Genomic DNA, 13,572 nt, shown 5'->3' with positions numbered 1-13,572 from the left:
CTGTCCGACCCCGACCTGGTCACTTCGAAAAAGTACCACGCCAACGAATTCGGCATGATGGGCACCAGCACCGATGGACACAGCTTCATCCTCGTCGGCCCCGACGGCACCATCAAGTGGCGCGCCGACTACGGCGGGGCTCCGAAATACACCATGTTCGTGCCCGTCGACCAACTCCTCCTCGACCTGAAGACCGATACCACCTCATGATCGCCCTGACCCTGCTCACTCAAAGCGACTGCCCCTCCTGTATCGCGGGAAAACGAGTGCTGGCCGAACTGTCCGCCGAATTCCCCCTCCAGATCGACGAGGTCGACGTGAACAGCGACACCGGTCGTGCGATCGCCCGTGAACAGCGCCTGGCCTTCACCCCCGGGCTCGTCGCCAACGGCCGGCTGATCGCGCACGGGCGCCTATCTACCCGCGCCCTCCGGCGAAAATTCACCACCATGCTCGAAACCACCGAATCAACACAACCAGAAGGATCCTGACATGCAGCAATTCCTCTATATCCTCCCCGCCCTTATCTGCCCCGTCGGAATGGGCCTGATGATGTGGTTCATGATGCGCGGACGCGGCCACGGTAAAACCGTCGACGGTCCCGAAGAACAAGAACTCGCCCGCCTGCGCGCCGAAGTGGCCGCCCTTCGTCCACAGGCCGCGGCATTCGATGATCGCCACCCCGGTACCGGACCGACCGCGTGATCCCCATTCTGATCTCCCTGGTCGCGACCGTCGTTGCCGCGGCTCTGACCTGGCGGTTCTGCATGCGCCCCATGCTGCGCAGCCGAACCGCCCCGGGTGACGCCGGGTGCTGCTCTAAGCCGGCGACGGACGTCCAGGCGGACATTCAGGCCGCCCGAGCCGAACTCAAGTCGTTACAGGTCACCGTCGGGTATATTTCACCTGAACCGAAGGACCGCTGACATGGCTCGTGAAACACCCCCACACTCGGACGACCACTCAGCTGGCGGAGGTCGCGAATCCGCGCCCGCAACAGTCAAACAGCAACGAGCCGTGCGCCGGGCAGAAAAAGTCGCCACCCTCAAGCGCGAACAATCAAAAGCGAAACGGAACCGAAAGATCGGAATCGCCGCAGCCTGGTCCGCTACAGGGATCGTCGTGCTCGTCATCGTCCTCGTCGTCACAACCAGCGGCGCCCCCAAGAACGCGGCAGCACCGACATCCGTTGACGGCGTACAAACCTTCCCGAACCAGACCTCCCAGCACGTCACCGGCACGGTGAAATACAATCCGCTGCCACCGGTGGGCGGAGACCACTCCGTCACGCTCCTGAACTGTGGCGTGTATTCCGACAACGTCCCCAACGAAAACGCAGTGCACTCGCTCGAGCACGGCGCCGTGTGGGTCACCTACGACGCTTCAAAAGTGAGGGGTGATCAGCTCGCAGCTCTGCGCAAAGAGATCCCATCGACATACGCGATCCTGTCTCCATTCGCCGGTCTCCCGTCGTCGATCGTCGCATCGGCATGGGGCACGCAGCTCGACATCAGCGACCCGGCCGATCCCCGACTCGCGGCATTCATCGCCAAGTACCGGGGCGCCGCAACTGCTCCAGAACCCGGCTCCCCCTGCACCGGAGGCCTGGACGGACCGGGCAAGTTGTTCTGACGTGCGGCGCCGCCAGTGAACACCAAATCCACGATTAAACGTCACGAGAAAGTGAGCACACCATGATGGGATACGGCGGAATGGGCTGGACAGGACCGTGGATGATCTTTGCGTGGATATTCGCAATCGGGGGCATCGTCGCCTTGGCTTTCGTCGTCTACCGTCTCTTCCGTGGAGATCGCCCCGAGCAGGGCAAGACGGCCGGACACAGCTCGGCTCGAACAATCCTGGATGAACGTTACGCCCGCGGTGAGATCGACGAAAACGAATATCGACAGCGCCGCGAAACCCTCAACGGCGGTTAGCGGAGCGACGATCGTGGGCACATTGATCGGGTACGCCCGAGTAATACCGCGAGACCAGAAGGTCGACCATCAGGAACGTACCCTCGTCGCTGTGGGCGTTCGTGTAGAGGACCTGTATGTCGACCGTGGTTTTCGCACGGAGCAGTCCCAGTTGGACCACGCCATCGGCGCCCTCCAGAAGCGAGACACCCTTATCATCACCACCTTGAGCCGCCTAGGTCGATCCACTCCCGACCTCCTGACGATTGCGGAGAGGCTGCGGGCGAGCGGGGCCGGATTCCGAGTTCTCGACATCACCGAGCCCCAGACAAAGCCAGCACCCTCGACGCGACCGCTGTCCTCACAGTCCTGACAGCTCTCGCTGGTATGGAATTCGAGGTCGCACGGGCACGCATCCGAGACAGCGTCTTCAAACGACGTCCTTCTGGCACGCGCCGCGTCGTCCGCAGGGCGACCTTCACCGAACAACAAATCCGGACCGCTCTCCAACTCATCGAATCCGGCGAACACCCCTCACAGGTGGCCCGTAGTCTCGGCATGTCCCGCTCCACGCTCTACCGCCGGATCAACGACATCCAGCATTGACGCGGTAGTCGTGGGTCAATCCAGGTGAGATACTCGTGCCCTACCTCTCCACAGGCCGCGATCCCGCAGTGACCGTTTGGATCGCAAAATGATCTACATTCGCCATCGTTCGCTTCAGGCGGTGTTGGGCGGCGTCGGCAACGCGTTCCGCCACGGACAAGGACGTATCGGCGACCACGATGCACCCCTCGCCGTGAAGGCGGTGCCCCACCCATCTCAGCCGGACTGTCGAAACGTCCAAAACGCCGGGAGTGCTGGTTAGTGCCGAACGGGCTCGGTCCACGAGTTCCGGTTCAATACCGTCCATGATGCGGCGTCCAATGCTTCGCACTGTCCCCCAGAGCAAAACGATAATCGCCGCGGAAATTACCAGCCCGACGATTGGATCGGCGAGCGGGAAACCCAGCATCACCCCGAGCGCACCAACAACCACGGCAAGGGAAGTGAACCCGTCGATCCGAGCGTGCACGCCGTCGGCGACAAGGGCCGCAGACCCGATCTGCTGTCCCACGCGTATGCGGTACACAGCAACGATCTCATTGCCGGCGAAGCCGATCAGGCCGGCGGCCAACACCCACCACAGGTTGTGCAGGGGCTGGGGGTGGAAGAGGCGGTCGATCGACTGCCACGCAGCTACGACGGCCGAAAGGGCAACCACGCCGACGATGAAGAGGCCAGCGAGATCCTCGGCCCTCCCATAACCGTACGTGTAGCGATGGGACGCAATGCGCCGTCCGAGGATGAACGCGATCCATAAAGGTATTGCGGTTAAGGCGTCAGAGAAGTTGTGAATCGTGTCGGCAAGCAGCGCCACTGAACCGCTCGCGAGTACAACCGCGAACTGCAGTATGGTCGTGCCGAGGAGGATGAACAGGCTGATTTTGACCGCTCGAATTCCCTGGGTACTTGCCTCCAATGCGTCATCGATCGAGTCTGCGGCATCGTGGCTGTGAGGCACGAAAAGCCCGTATAAGAACCCTGTGAACCCGGTCGGATGCTCGTGGTCGTGGTCGTGGTCGTGGTCGTGGTCGTGGTCATGGTCGTGGTCGTGGTCATGGTCATGGTCATGGTCATGGTCATGCTCGTGCTCGTGGGATTGGGCTTGGGCGTCACGCGGACGATCATCCTCATGTGGATGCAGGTGCGGGGTATTCATGCGCTGGCCTCGTCCCGGGTGTGATGATGACGAGGGGTGCCTCCCAGGGTGTGTTCCGCTTGGAAGATAGCATCCGACACGAGCTGACTCGCGTGCTCGTTTTCTAGCCTGTAGAACACTCGGGTCCCCTCGTGGCGAGTGGTGACCATCCGCGCCAGGCGGAGTTTGGCCAGGTGTTGAGATACGGCTGCCGGCGACTTGTCGACAGCATCCGCCAGTTGATTCACGGACAGCTCACCGTTGCGCAGACCAAGAATTATCCGCACGCGGGTGGCGTCAGCCAGCATGCCGAATACTTCGACCGCGAGCTCCACGAACTGGCTGTCGGGTTCGCGGCCACAAATCTGCTTATCTGCATCCATACGCAGATTATTGCACGATGAGTCCCGAGTGGCCAACAAAATGTTTCGATATATAAGTCAACGGCTTCGCGCCGACGGGGCGAGTGATTTGCTACGCCGTTGAGTTGCTTTTCGTCGCGCCCTTTCGATTGCTGAACCCTTGAGAAGAGGGAGCGAATGCGCGCCAGACGACTCCCTTAGAAGCGGCCACGGCCGCCCGGACGACTTGATCGGAGCCGCTGCGCGGCCGGGTTTTTCTTGTTTTGTTGACCTTTCGGCTGCCGATCGTAGCTCGCTTCGATCCTGCGTTCCCAGATTTTCGGGCGCGGTCGCAAGCTCCCTTATTTCGCCCGAAATTCTGGGCACTCCGGCTCTCTCGCTCGCTATCGATTCTCTCGCCGGAAGGCAAACAAAATTGTCGGTTGACCAGAGGGAGCGAGATCATGACGTACACCAGCGTTGTCGAAACACTCAGCACCACAACCAGCACTTCCCTAACCCGGGACACAGCCGCCCGGATTATCTGGGCTGCCCTGGCCGAACCCGGAGACCCCCGCGTCGGCGCCCTCGTCGCTGCAATCGGGGCCGAGCCAGCCCTGGAGCTACTCGTGGACGGGCCCAACAGTGCGGTGGTGGGTTTCGGCATTTCCGGGCTCCGCGCGCAGCTCCGGGCGTGCTTTGACCGTGCGGCGGCCGTTGAGAGCATCCGAGCCAGCGCCGAGTCCGGGTACCACGTGCTCACCCCGTCCCACCCTGACTGGCCGGTCCAGCTCGAGGACCTACGTCTGGCGTCGCCACTGATTCTGTGGGTGCGCGGCGACCCTGCGGTGCTCTCGATGCGGAGCGTTCTGGTGACCGGGGATCACGACTCGACCGGGTACGGGCGTCACATGGCGATTGACTTAGCGTCCGGGCTCGGGGCCCGCGGGTATGCGATCGTGTCCGGTGCTGCCCGCGGCATCGACCACGCCGCCCTGGCCTCGGCCGTCGCGTCCGGCGGGCACCCGATCGCCGTACTCGCCGGCCGCGTCAACACCCGCTTCCCCTCTGACCGCGGCGCACTCCTCGACGACGTCGCAGAGAGCGGTGCCGTCATCAGTGAGGTGCCACCGGGGGCGACGCCGATTTGGTGGCAGTTCGCTCGGCGCGGCCAGCTGATGGCCGCCGTGTCGTCGAAGACCATCGTCGTCGAAGCAAGCGTTTCATCCGATGCTCTCACTGCGGCCGAGTACGCGGTCGAGCTAGGCCGTCCCCTCGGTGCAGTGCCCGGGTCGGGGTCAGACTCGACGGTGGCCGGCTACCAGCTCCTCGCCAGCGAATTCGGTGCGAGTGTAGTCACGAGTCAGCACGACGCCGACTGGCTCTAACCTTCGCACGTTGGTCACACGATTGAGGAGTCCCGGTACGTCGGCCGGGCCGGCTCCACCAGTCCCGCGCCCTCGAGCCGGACGACCCACTGTGGCAAGCCCCGGGTTTTGTAGAGGCTCTATTGGGCCCGTTTCATCGGTGTGATGTCCGGGTGTGAGTAGAAGTTTGTCTCAGCTTCGACGGGCGGGATCAGGCCGATCTCGCCGTGGAGTCGGCGGTTGTTGAACCAGTCGATGTACTCGGCGACGGCGAACTCGAGGACGTCGATGCTCTGCCAGGGCCCGAGGTTCCGGATCAGCTCTGCTTTGAAAAGCGAGTTGAAGGCTTCGGCCATCGCGTTGTCGTAACTCTCGCCCTTGGACTCGACCGAGGCCACGGCCTCGCGGTCGGCAAGGCGTTCGGTGTAGCGAATCGCCCGGTATTGGACGCCGCGGTCGGAGTGATGCACGAGCTGGGACAGGTCCCGGCCGGCGCGGCGGCGGGTCCAGAAACCCATCTCAAGGGCGTCGAGGGCGAGGTCTGTGTGGAGGGAGGTCGACAGTTGCCAGCCAACCACCCGGCGGGAGAACACGTCGAGCACGAACTCGGCGTAGACCCAGCCGTGCGGATGTAGGTGATGTCCGCCACCCAGAGGCATGCCGGTGCCGGCGCGGTGAAGTGCCGTTTGACGAGGTCCTCGGGGCGCTCCGCGAGGGGCCCGGGAATCGTAGTCCGGGGGCCTTTCGAGCGTCGCACCCCGCGCAGGCCCTCGCGGCGCATCAGGCGTTCGACGGTGCAGCGGGCCACCGGGTGCCCGTCGCGGTGGAGTTGCGCGTGCACCTTCCGGGCCCCGTAGACCCCGTAGTTGTCCTTATGGACGGCGTGGATCCGGGCGGCGGTCACTTCATCGGACACGGACCGTTTCGATGGCGGCCGGGACGTTGCCGCGTAGTAGCTGGACGGGGCGACCTGCAACTCCCACATATCGGCTCGACCCCGAACTCGCTCTTCTTCTCGTCGATGAACATAACTACCTGATCTCGGGGCGGTCGAGCTCCGCCGCCAAGAAAGCCGACGCGCTCCGCCAGATCGCGTTCGCCCGCCGCAACTCTTTGTTCTCCCGCTCGAGCTGGGCCAGCCGGGCCGTGGCGTCGGTCGGCACGCCCGGGCGGGTGCCCTCGTCGATCTCGACCTGGGCGACCCACTTCCGCAACGTCTCCGACGAGATGCCCAACTGCTGGCTCACCCGGGCGCACGTGCCTCGACGTCCGCCCGGCTCGTCACGGGAATCCAGGACCAACCGGATCGCTCGCTCTTGCAACTCGTCCGGATATTTCCGATGTGGAGTCATGATTCTCAACCTTCCAAGGGATCAAGAACCTCCATTAAACCCGGGGCGCAACACTGCTGTGCCTTCAGTGCCCACGGGAACCCCGGACCCGGACAGTGCCCCGAGGGCCCAGCGGATTGCATCCATTTCTGCCAGTCGCACGACCAGTAGCCAGTTGACCATTGCCTCGTCACGGTCTGTCCACTGCACCATCGTCGCAATCTCCGTCCGCTCTGAAACGCCTGATTTTCTGACCTAGCTCGTCCTGTTTTCCTTGTTCCTTGTTCTTGTTTTTTGTACTTAGTTTTGTTTTTTGTTTTTTGTTTTTTCTCTTACCTATCTCTCTCATACACTTCTTCCTCTTTCCCTGTCCCACCACTACCCCTTTACTTCCCAACCCCCCACACAAAGCCGTTGGGTGTGGGGGGTTGGGAAGCGAGCGCAGCGAGGGGGTCGCGGTGGGACAGGGAAAGAGGCCCCATACCTATTCGTTTGGGTATTCGCTCTCAACGAATACCCAAACGAATACCCAAACGAATAGGCAGCCCCAAAAACCGACCTCCCAGACCGCCGATTCCTGCCCGGAATTCGTGCGCCGAAATCACCCTGCAGACCCGCTTCGGAGGCCTCCGGAGCGGGTCTAGGAGTAGTCGTACCAGCGGATGACGCCGTTCGCAGTCAGCGCCAGCATCACGGCGTCGTCGGCCTTGTCCGCGAGGTCCGCGGCGTCCCGGAGGGCCAGCTCGGCCCGGATCACGCCGGCGACCTGTCCGGCACCGCGACCGTCTTCACCGTCGTATTGGATACCATCCTGGGTGCCTGCGTGCCAGGTGGCGAGCTGCTCGAACACCTGCCCCAGCAAGCATTGGGCGTTCATCAGCCGGCCGAGCAACTCGTAGGAGTCCCCCGGATGCTCAACAGTTCGGGTGCTGTGAGCGAGTTCGCGGGCGGCCCGGCGGAGTTGCTCGGCGCTGATCAGTTGCGCGCTCTCGGCGCTGATGTCCATCAGAATCTCCTTCACAGATTGGGGCGTGCGGACTGCACAGCCCGCCCACCCGCAGGTCTTCTTGAGCGTCATTACTCGTCAGTGTCGGGTGTGCGGGTACGGCGAACCTGGGCGACGGCACGGTTCAGATCGGGTCCGACGACATCCGCCTGCAGAACACGGCCGGAGCGCCGGGCTTCGGGACCGCCCCAGATCTCGGTGTGTTCACGGCCGACGACCACGACCGGATCGCCCCGGTGCAGGGTCGCGGCGACGTTCTCGCCGAGTTCGAACCGGGCCTCGACGAAGTGCGTCGTCGCCGCCTCGTGCGCGTGCCAGGCGCCGGCACGGTACTCGCCTGTGTTCTCGATCACCCGGAACTTCGTGACCAGGATCGATCCGGCCGGTACGACCTCCGGATCGGCTGCCAAGTTGCCGGTGATAGTGCGTATGGACATGGTGTGCTCCTTCACGATTGGCGGTGCGTGGGTACTACTTGGAGTCGGACCGGGTGGGCCGAATTTCGCCGTTTGAGAGGTCGAGACGCGTTCTGAGAGAGTTGATTAGGTCGGGCCTGTATCCGCTCCAGGACACCCCTGGCGCCTCTACGACGGGCGCCTGGACGTGACCGAGGCCCGTGACATACTCGAGCGCGACCGGGTCCTGCGCGACGTCGATGAGGGTGAAGTCGATGGCGTGCTGGGTGAGCTTGCGGACGGTGGCGGCGCACTGCACGCAGCCAGGCTTGCTGTAGACGGTGACGATGCCGTTCATGGTGTTCTCCTTGTCGAACCATCTCGGTGTGCCTTTGGCGTCAAGTCATGAGGTGCCAGCGGAGTTATCCACAGGCTGGTCTCGCGCGCGCATACTGCTTCTGTTCTGTTCTTCCTGTTCTTTACTGTTAAGGGGGCCAATAATTGGTCCCCGAATTGACAACTTTTTGGTCCCCTAAGGGGGCAACTAATTGGTCCCCCTCAGGGGGCAAATTTCCGACCCCCTAGCGGGTCCTCGGGGAAAAGGTCGATCTCGGGATAGGTGCGGTGCGGGGCCGGAGGTTTGGCGCTGTTCAGGTTCAATTCGAACTCGGCGGTCATACCGACTCCCCCGGATCTGAGGCGAGTGATGACGCCCGCGTCGACTAGTTCCTTCACCGCACGCTTGACGGCCCGATGAGCGGGCGTGGATGCGTTCGATGGCGCCACGAACCCAAGTGCGATCGCCGAGGACTCCCGTCCGCCGAAATAGCGTCGCGGAGGCTGCTCGCCCGGGTTGTCGGCGTCGTCCCAGCATTCCAAGGCCATGTGCAGCAGCAACCGGGTCGCCGTGTTTCCCAGTCCCAACCGGGCAGCGACCAGGACCGCGTTCTTCGCCGCGAACAGGCCCACCGGGCCCTCACCGCAATTCACGGGGCGACGCCAGTGCAGTGTCGGAGGTGCTCGATAGCATGTGCATGGATCGACTCCTCTGCTGGTGACGATCTCGGGCCCCGGGCGGCCACCCGGGGCCCTTCCACGTCACCGGCGTCGGCTTCGGTGACGTGAGGCCGGTTAGCGGCTGCGGACCGGATCCGACGTGCTGGTCGTGGCGCTGGCCTCGACCCAAGCGAGTACCTCGGACCTTTTGTAGAGCACCGTGCGGGGTGTGGGCTTGTAGAACCGGGGCCCCCGCCCCAGATAGCGCAGCTGAGCCAGAGCGCCCACCTTCAATCCGGTGATCTCGCCCACGGTGGCCGGGAGGATATAGTCGTCGTCCATAATCATCCTGTCTCTATAACAGCCATTCGGCTGTTCCAATGTTGAAAACACAATATGGCGACTTCCAACATTTGACAAGGGTTTGCATAGTATCTTGTCTGCATGACAGATTTTCGCACTGAGGCGAGCATTGGCACCCGGATCCAAGCCGTGCGCAAGCACCGCGGCATCCGCACCACCAAGGAGCTCGCGGACATGATCCCCGGCGGTAATGTCACTGAAGCGATCCTGCAGAACATCGAAGCCGGCCGGAAGTCCGACCTCGCCGTCAGCCAGCTCCTCAACATCGCACACGCCCTAGGCGTCACCCCACTCTTCCTCCTGGCCCCCATCGGCAATCCAACGAACGAACTCGACCTCCCCAACCTCAGCGACGCCTTCGACAGCATGACCGTTATCGAATTCGACGCCTGGATCTCCGGCGAAACCGACGGAGCCTACCGGTGGACCACCACCGACGAACGCTCCGAACGCACCCAACTCCAAGCAATGCGCGAACTCGACGCCCTCCACCGCGAAGGCAAACGCCTCGCAAGCAATGTGGCCGTGGAAACAGCGCTCAGCGCCCCTGGAGGCCTCGACGACGAGAGCCGGGCGTGGGACACCACCCAACAACGACTCGACGACATCAACCGCCGCATCGCCCAGCTCACGTCATACCTAGTATCAGCAGGATGGAATCTCGACAGTTGAACCCAACAGGACGGTTGCCAGTTGCGCCGCGTATTCGGCGAAATACGCCACGCGTTCCTCGGCTGGCAACAGCGCGCTGCCTAATGCTTCCCAGCAATAGCAACCAACGGGAGGACCGTCGCATTACCTAGGAGGGAGCCTCAAATGCTGCGTGTCGGAGACCTACCGCGTGACTTCAATTTGACTTCAATTGGTGCAATTTCGAGGTGATTCCATCACCTCCGCATGACCCAAGTGGCCAGTAAATCATTGGGATACGGACAGAAATCCCGCTGTTCTCCGGGCTCGTTTTGCCCTCCGGAGGCAGGGGCGGCAGTTCGAATCTGCCTGGGGGCACACTGTCGCGTGGCACGTTTGCTCGGAATTTTGCCACAAAGTTCGGACGATCTTGTCCAAAACGCATGTGGGCGTCACAGGCCCGTATCGATCCACACGCATCGACCGCGGTACAAGTAGGCGCTGAAAATTGTGGCTTAGTTCTGCTCGTGGAGTGCTCTGAGCGTCGAGCTCCTGTGCGCACGACGGATGCCTTTCGCAAGGCCAGGTTTGGCCCCGGGTGTGCATCCCCAGCTCCTGATGATCCGAATTGGCCATTGACAATCGGCGTTGATAACGTTTGGCTATGCCATTCGCTCCCCAGACCATCGCCGAACTGGCGGATGAGCTGGGTCTCGGAGTTGACGACCTCGAGCCGTATGGTCGGGGAAAAGCAAAGCTGTCGCTCGACCTGCTCAACCGCCCCGCGAACGGCAAGGGTCGACTCGTGCTCGTTACCGCGATTAACCCGACGCCTGCGGGTGAGGGCAAGACCACGGTGTGTATCAGCCTGGCGATGGGTCTGCGTCGATTGGGACGGAACGCCGTTCTGGCTCTGCGGGAACCATCACTCGGTCCGGTGTTCGGCGCGAAGGGCGGAGGCACTGGAGGCGGCAGAGCCTCGCTCACCCCCGCGGACGACATCAATCTTCACTTCACCGGCGACATTCATGCGATCACCACCGCCCACAATCTACTGTCGGCGCTCGTCGACAACGCAATCTTCTTTCGAGAAGAGATCCCTGGCAGGGGCGTGATCGATCCCGGTCAGGTCACCTGGGGACGCGCGCTCGACATGAACGACCGTGCTCTCCGGCGAAGCATTGTTGGCATTGATCCCAAGACCGACGACGTCTCGCGTCAGGAACACTTCGACATCACGGCGGCAAGCGAGATCATGGCGATCATGGCCCTCGCGTCAGGTCTAAAGGATCTGGAGGACCGCCTGTCTCGCATCGTGGTGGGGCGAACACATGCCGGGCAAGCAGTCACAGCAGGAGACCTCCGGGCTTCGGGCGCAATGACGGTGGTGCTTCGCGACGCGTTGCGACCGAATCTGGTGCAAACCGAGGAGGGCGGCCCCGCGATCGTGCACTGCGGGCCCTTCGGCAACATCGCGCATGGCTGCAATAGTGTGGTCGCGACACGCCTCGCGATGAAGCTCGGCGATTACGCGATCACCGAGGCAGGGTTCGGGTTCGATCTCGGTGGAGAGAAATTTCTCGATATCAAGTGCCGTCTCGCAGGGATCTGGCCACGCGCCGTCGTCATCGTGGCCACACTGCGGGCTCTCAAGATGCACGGGGGCGCGCCGGTCGCGATCTGCGGTGAGCCAGATACCGCCACGCTCATCAAAGGACTGCAACACCTCGAGCATCATCTCGCCACGGCGAGCGCATTCGGCCTCACGCCGATAGTCGCGATCAATCTCTTCCCGAACGATACCGAGTCGGAACTTCTACTGGTCGAAGAAGCCGTCGCTGAGCGCGGAGTTCGATTCGCCCGAGCCGACGGCTTCGCGCGCGGTGGCGAAGGATCGCTGGATCTCGCCCGGGTGGTGAGCGAAGTGGTCGATCCCACCGACGTGGCACCTCCGCAGCCGCGGTTCATTTACAACGAATCGGATTCCCCGCACGACAAGATCCGCAAGATCGCCACGGTGGTCTACGGCGCCAGCGATGTGGTGTTCACCCCGACTGCTGAGATGGACATCGCCCGAATCGCGGAGTTGGGCTACGCGAATCTCCCCATCTGCATGGCGAAAACTCACCTCTCCCTCACTGACGACCCCAGAATTGCCGGTCGCCCCCGTAACTTCATCATCACGGTCCGGGAGGTTCGTCTTTCGGCGGGGGCGGGATTCCTGATTCCGATGACGGGATCCGTACTGACCATGCCCGGGCTTCCAAGAGTGCCCGCCTCGCGCAACATCCGATTGCTTCCGGATGGACGCATTGCAGGACTCATGCAGAACGACTGATGCGTGTGCATACTTGGGCGCGATAACTCGCTCCGTGTTTAGGTCCGGGGAGCCCAGTACCTGAATCCCAGGACATCAACTCGAGAATAGTGATTCGGCTTGGTCCTTATGACAGAGGTGTCCTGGGTGCCCTCATATCAGCAACGGTCGTACTGAGGCACCCGTCTTGATCCCTATGCGTGTTCACGTCAAGCGCGGTCCGGGGCGATCGTCCTCGCCAGTAGGCTCAAGCCATGATTCGCCTGCGTAAGACGCGTTGGAAGGTCGCATACATCCTTATCGGGGTGATCGCGCTGGCCGCAATCGAAATTGCGATCCAGCCGTTCAGGTTGCCGAATCCGCTGTACGCCGTGGTGGCAAACTCGCTGAGCATCCTGCTCATTTTCGGAGGGGTGCGGTCCTTCCGCGGATTGGGCGAACCGATAGAACCACCCCGCGCCTGGTGGAGGATGACGTCCCGGCCACGAGCCGGGTACATCGTCGGATCCCTGTTTGTTTTGAACTCCGCCAATGGCGTGGTCGTTGCGACCACAGGGCCACCGGAGTTGATCTTCAACGTCGCGATCAGCGTGATGGTCGACGCATCACTGGCGTTCTTGTACTTCAGGTCCTCGACCCGGCTGAGAAAAGCGCCTCCGCGTACTGTGCAGGAAGTGCCACGCTGGAAGCCGCTCAAGACCTAGTCGGCCTTTCCCTCGGGCACGGATGCCTCCTATGGTCGGAGCATGTCCTTCCCTCACTCAGACCGGTTGACCTTTCGGAACATGACCGATGCTGACCTCGATGACATGGCCGCCATGCTGGCTGACGCGGACGTAATGGAGTACTACCCACGACCCAAGAGCCGCGAGGAGGCCCAGGGGTGGATCGACTGAAACAAGCGCAACTACCTCGAGCGTGGCTATGGTTTGTGGGTCATCGAGACGAAAGCGGGTGAGTTCGTCGGCGACTGTGGCCTCACCTGGCAGGCCGTCAACGGCCGACCCGAACTTGAGGTCGGCTACCACGTGCGGGCAAAGATGCAGGGACGAGGCTACGCAACCGAGGCCGCTTCGGCTTGCCTCGACTTCGTGTTAACGCCGACCGAAAATAGGGCCAGTATCGCCGATTGAAAACAGGGCCACCGACCATTATGGAAGGTGATCAAT

At 62.4% G+C, this 13,572-nt stretch carries 19 protein-coding genes, 2 pseudogenes and 1 other annotated feature; of the genes and pseudogenes, 13 read left to right on the top strand and 8 right to left on the bottom strand.

Annotated elements, in window-relative coordinates:
* From QN345_RS08745 to QN345_RS08715, 7 genes are all read left to right on the top strand, one after another.
* The coding region (locus QN345_RS08745) for a hypothetical protein (RefSeq protein WP_323504609.1) at positions 1-210 on the top strand (210 nt) is incomplete at its 5' end.
* Complete coding sequence (locus QN345_RS08740; RefSeq protein ID WP_322136287.1) at positions 207-491, top strand: hypothetical protein; 285 nt, start codon at positions 207-209, stop codon at positions 489-491. The genes QN345_RS08745 and QN345_RS08740, both read left to right, overlap by 4 nt.
* A 1-nt stretch (position 492) precedes the next feature.
* Positions 493-705 carry a hypothetical protein gene (locus QN345_RS08735; protein ID WP_134558755.1) on the top strand — a complete coding sequence of 71 codons (213 nt, stop codon included), beginning with the start codon at positions 493-495 and terminating at the stop codon, positions 703-705.
* 312 nt (positions 706-1,017) lie between these two features.
* Entirely contained in the window at positions 1,018-1,632 is a 615-nt protein-coding gene (locus tag QN345_RS08730) for a DUF3105 domain-containing protein (RefSeq protein ID WP_322136288.1), read from the top strand.
* Between the two features lie 62 nt (positions 1,633-1,694).
* Positions 1,695-1,937 carry an SHOCT domain-containing protein gene (locus QN345_RS08725; protein WP_198413625.1) on the top strand — a complete coding sequence of 81 codons (243 nt, stop codon included), beginning with the start codon at positions 1,695-1,697 and terminating at the stop codon, positions 1,935-1,937.
* Positions 1,864-2,289 (top strand): recombinase family protein, encoded by a 426-nt coding sequence (locus tag QN345_RS08720; RefSeq protein WP_322136290.1) that lies wholly within the window; start codon positions 1,864-1,866, stop codon positions 2,287-2,289. Before QN345_RS08725 ends, QN345_RS08720 begins: the two co-directional genes overlap by 74 nt.
* 14 nt (positions 2,290-2,303) lie before the next feature.
* Positions 2,304-2,522, top strand: coding sequence for a helix-turn-helix domain-containing protein (locus tag QN345_RS08715; RefSeq protein WP_322136291.1), 219 nt, complete (start codon positions 2,304-2,306; stop codon positions 2,520-2,522).
* 40 nt (positions 2,523-2,562) lie between these two features.
* Here QN345_RS08715 and QN345_RS08710 read toward each other — a convergent pair whose 3' ends face one another.
* Positions 2,563-3,480, bottom strand: coding sequence for a cation diffusion facilitator family transporter (locus tag QN345_RS08710; protein WP_166790631.1), 918 nt, complete (start codon positions 3,478-3,480; stop codon positions 2,563-2,565).
* Positions 3,481-3,516: 36 nt separating this feature from the next.
* Between QN345_RS08710 and QN345_RS08705 the strand changes: the two genes are divergently transcribed.
* Positions 3,517-3,702 carry a hypothetical protein gene (locus QN345_RS08705; protein ID WP_322189577.1) on the top strand — a complete coding sequence of 62 codons (186 nt, stop codon included), beginning with the start codon at positions 3,517-3,519 and terminating at the stop codon, positions 3,700-3,702.
* On the opposite strand, the gene QN345_RS08700 is transcribed toward QN345_RS08705, so the two are convergent.
* Complete coding sequence (locus tag QN345_RS08700; RefSeq protein ID WP_134558752.1) at positions 3,675-4,040, bottom strand: ArsR/SmtB family transcription factor; 366 nt, start codon at positions 4,038-4,040, stop codon at positions 3,675-3,677. The genes QN345_RS08705 and QN345_RS08700 overlap by 28 nt on opposite strands.
* A gap of 422 nt (positions 4,041-4,462) precedes the next feature.
* On the opposite strand from QN345_RS08700, the gene QN345_RS08695 reads away from it, so the two are divergent.
* Positions 4,463-5,386, top strand: coding sequence for a DNA-processing protein DprA (locus tag QN345_RS08695; RefSeq protein WP_322189576.1), 924 nt, complete (start codon positions 4,463-4,465; stop codon positions 5,384-5,386).
* A gap of 119 nt (positions 5,387-5,505) precedes the next feature.
* Here the strand turns inward: QN345_RS08695 and QN345_RS08690 are convergent.
* The 6 genes and pseudogenes from QN345_RS08690 to QN345_RS08665 all read right to left on the bottom strand — a co-directional run bounded on the left by QN345_RS08690 (position 5,506) and on the right by QN345_RS08665 (position 9,435).
* Positions 5,506-6,717, bottom strand: a pseudogene (locus QN345_RS08690) (IS3 family transposase).
* Positions 6,327-6,439, bottom strand: a sequence feature (AL1L pseudoknot). It overlaps the preceding pseudogene by 113 nt.
* A gap of 619 nt (positions 6,718-7,336) precedes the next feature.
* Positions 7,337-7,702, bottom strand: coding sequence for a hypothetical protein (locus QN345_RS08685; protein ID WP_322136293.1), 366 nt, complete (start codon positions 7,700-7,702; stop codon positions 7,337-7,339).
* Between the two features lie 71 nt (positions 7,703-7,773).
* Complete coding sequence (locus QN345_RS08680; RefSeq protein ID WP_322136294.1) at positions 7,774-8,139, bottom strand: single-stranded DNA-binding protein; 366 nt, start codon at positions 8,137-8,139, stop codon at positions 7,774-7,776.
* A 34-nt stretch (positions 8,140-8,173) separates the two neighbouring features.
* The gene (locus QN345_RS08675; protein ID WP_322189575.1) at positions 8,174-8,455 is read right to left on the bottom strand and encodes a glutaredoxin domain-containing protein; all 282 of its coding nucleotides are present in this window, start codon (positions 8,453-8,455) and stop codon (positions 8,174-8,176) included.
* A gap of 200 nt (positions 8,456-8,655) precedes the next feature.
* A complete protein-coding gene (locus QN345_RS08670) occupies positions 8,656-9,066 on the bottom strand; it encodes a hypothetical protein (RefSeq protein ID WP_322136296.1) in 411 nt (136 codons plus the stop codon).
* Positions 9,067-9,228: 162 nt separating this feature from the next.
* Complete coding sequence (locus QN345_RS08665) at positions 9,229-9,435, bottom strand: hypothetical protein (RefSeq protein WP_322189574.1); 207 nt, start codon at positions 9,433-9,435, stop codon at positions 9,229-9,231.
* Between the two features lie 102 nt (positions 9,436-9,537).
* On the opposite strand from QN345_RS08665, the gene QN345_RS08660 reads away from it, so the two are divergent.
* The 4 genes and pseudogenes from QN345_RS08660 (at position 9,538) to QN345_RS08645 (ending at position 13,536) form a co-directional block, all read left to right on the top strand.
* Entirely contained in the window at positions 9,538-10,128 is a 591-nt protein-coding gene (locus tag QN345_RS08660) for a helix-turn-helix domain-containing protein (protein WP_322140684.1), read from the top strand.
* Positions 10,129-10,750: 622 nt separating this feature from the next.
* A complete protein-coding gene (locus tag QN345_RS08655) occupies positions 10,751-12,424 on the top strand; it encodes a formate--tetrahydrofolate ligase (RefSeq protein WP_322136299.1) in 1,674 nt (557 codons plus the stop codon).
* A gap of 233 nt (positions 12,425-12,657) precedes the next feature.
* A complete protein-coding gene (locus QN345_RS08650; protein ID WP_322136300.1) occupies positions 12,658-13,107 on the top strand; it encodes a hypothetical protein in 450 nt (149 codons plus the stop codon).
* 42 nt (positions 13,108-13,149) lie between these two features.
* Positions 13,150-13,536: pseudogene (locus QN345_RS08645) on the top strand (GNAT family N-acetyltransferase).
* Positions 13,537-13,572 lie beyond the last annotated feature (36 nt).

The organism is Cryobacterium sp. 10I1, assembly GCF_035019805.1.
In the GTDB taxonomy this organism is placed as follows: Bacteria; Actinomycetota; Actinomycetes; order Actinomycetales; family Microbacteriaceae; genus Cryobacterium; species Cryobacterium glucosi.
Note: the sequence above shows the minus strand (reverse complement) of the source record. Positions and strands in the feature narration are given on the sequence as shown.

Excerpts from the sequence above, each read along its gene's own strand:
- QN345_RS08740 (WP_322136287.1), top strand. The coding sequence starts at position 207 with ATGATCGCCCTGACCCTGCTCACTCAAAGCGACTGCCCCTCCTGTATC.
- QN345_RS08735 (WP_134558755.1), top strand. The coding sequence starts at position 493 with ATGCAGCAATTCCTCTATATCCTCCCCGCCCTTATCTGCCCCGTCGGA.
- QN345_RS08725 (WP_198413625.1), top strand. The coding sequence starts at position 1,695 with ATGATGGGATACGGCGGAATGGGCTGGACAGGACCGTGGATGATCTTT.
- QN345_RS08720 (WP_322136290.1), top strand. The coding sequence starts at position 1,864 with ATGAACGTTACGCCCGCGGTGAGATCGACGAAAACGAATATCGACAGC.
- QN345_RS08715 (WP_322136291.1), top strand. The coding sequence starts at position 2,304 with ATGGAATTCGAGGTCGCACGGGCACGCATCCGAGACAGCGTCTTCAAA.
- QN345_RS08705 (WP_322189577.1), top strand. The coding sequence starts at position 3,517 with ATGCTCGTGGTCGTGGTCGTGGTCGTGGTCGTGGTCGTGGTCATGGTC.
- QN345_RS08700 (WP_134558752.1), bottom strand. The coding sequence starts at position 4,040 with ATGGATGCAGATAAGCAGATTTGTGGCCGCGAACCCGACAGCCAGTTC.
- QN345_RS08695 (WP_322189576.1), top strand. The coding sequence starts at position 4,463 with ATGACGTACACCAGCGTTGTCGAAACACTCAGCACCACAACCAGCACT.
- QN345_RS08685 (WP_322136293.1), bottom strand. The coding sequence starts at position 7,702 with ATGGACATCAGCGCCGAGAGCGCGCAACTGATCAGCGCCGAGCAACTC.
- QN345_RS08680 (WP_322136294.1), bottom strand. The coding sequence starts at position 8,139 with ATGTCCATACGCACTATCACCGGCAACTTGGCAGCCGATCCGGAGGTC.
- QN345_RS08675 (WP_322189575.1), bottom strand. The coding sequence starts at position 8,455 with ATGAACGGCATCGTCACCGTCTACAGCAAGCCTGGCTGCGTGCAGTGC.
- QN345_RS08665 (WP_322189574.1), bottom strand. The coding sequence starts at position 9,435 with ATGGACGACGACTATATCCTCCCGGCCACCGTGGGCGAGATCACCGGA.
- QN345_RS08660 (WP_322140684.1), top strand. The coding sequence starts at position 9,538 with ATGACAGATTTTCGCACTGAGGCGAGCATTGGCACCCGGATCCAAGCC.
- QN345_RS08655 (WP_322136299.1), top strand. The coding sequence starts at position 10,751 with ATGCCATTCGCTCCCCAGACCATCGCCGAACTGGCGGATGAGCTGGGT.
- QN345_RS08650 (WP_322136300.1), top strand. The coding sequence starts at position 12,658 with ATGATTCGCCTGCGTAAGACGCGTTGGAAGGTCGCATACATCCTTATC.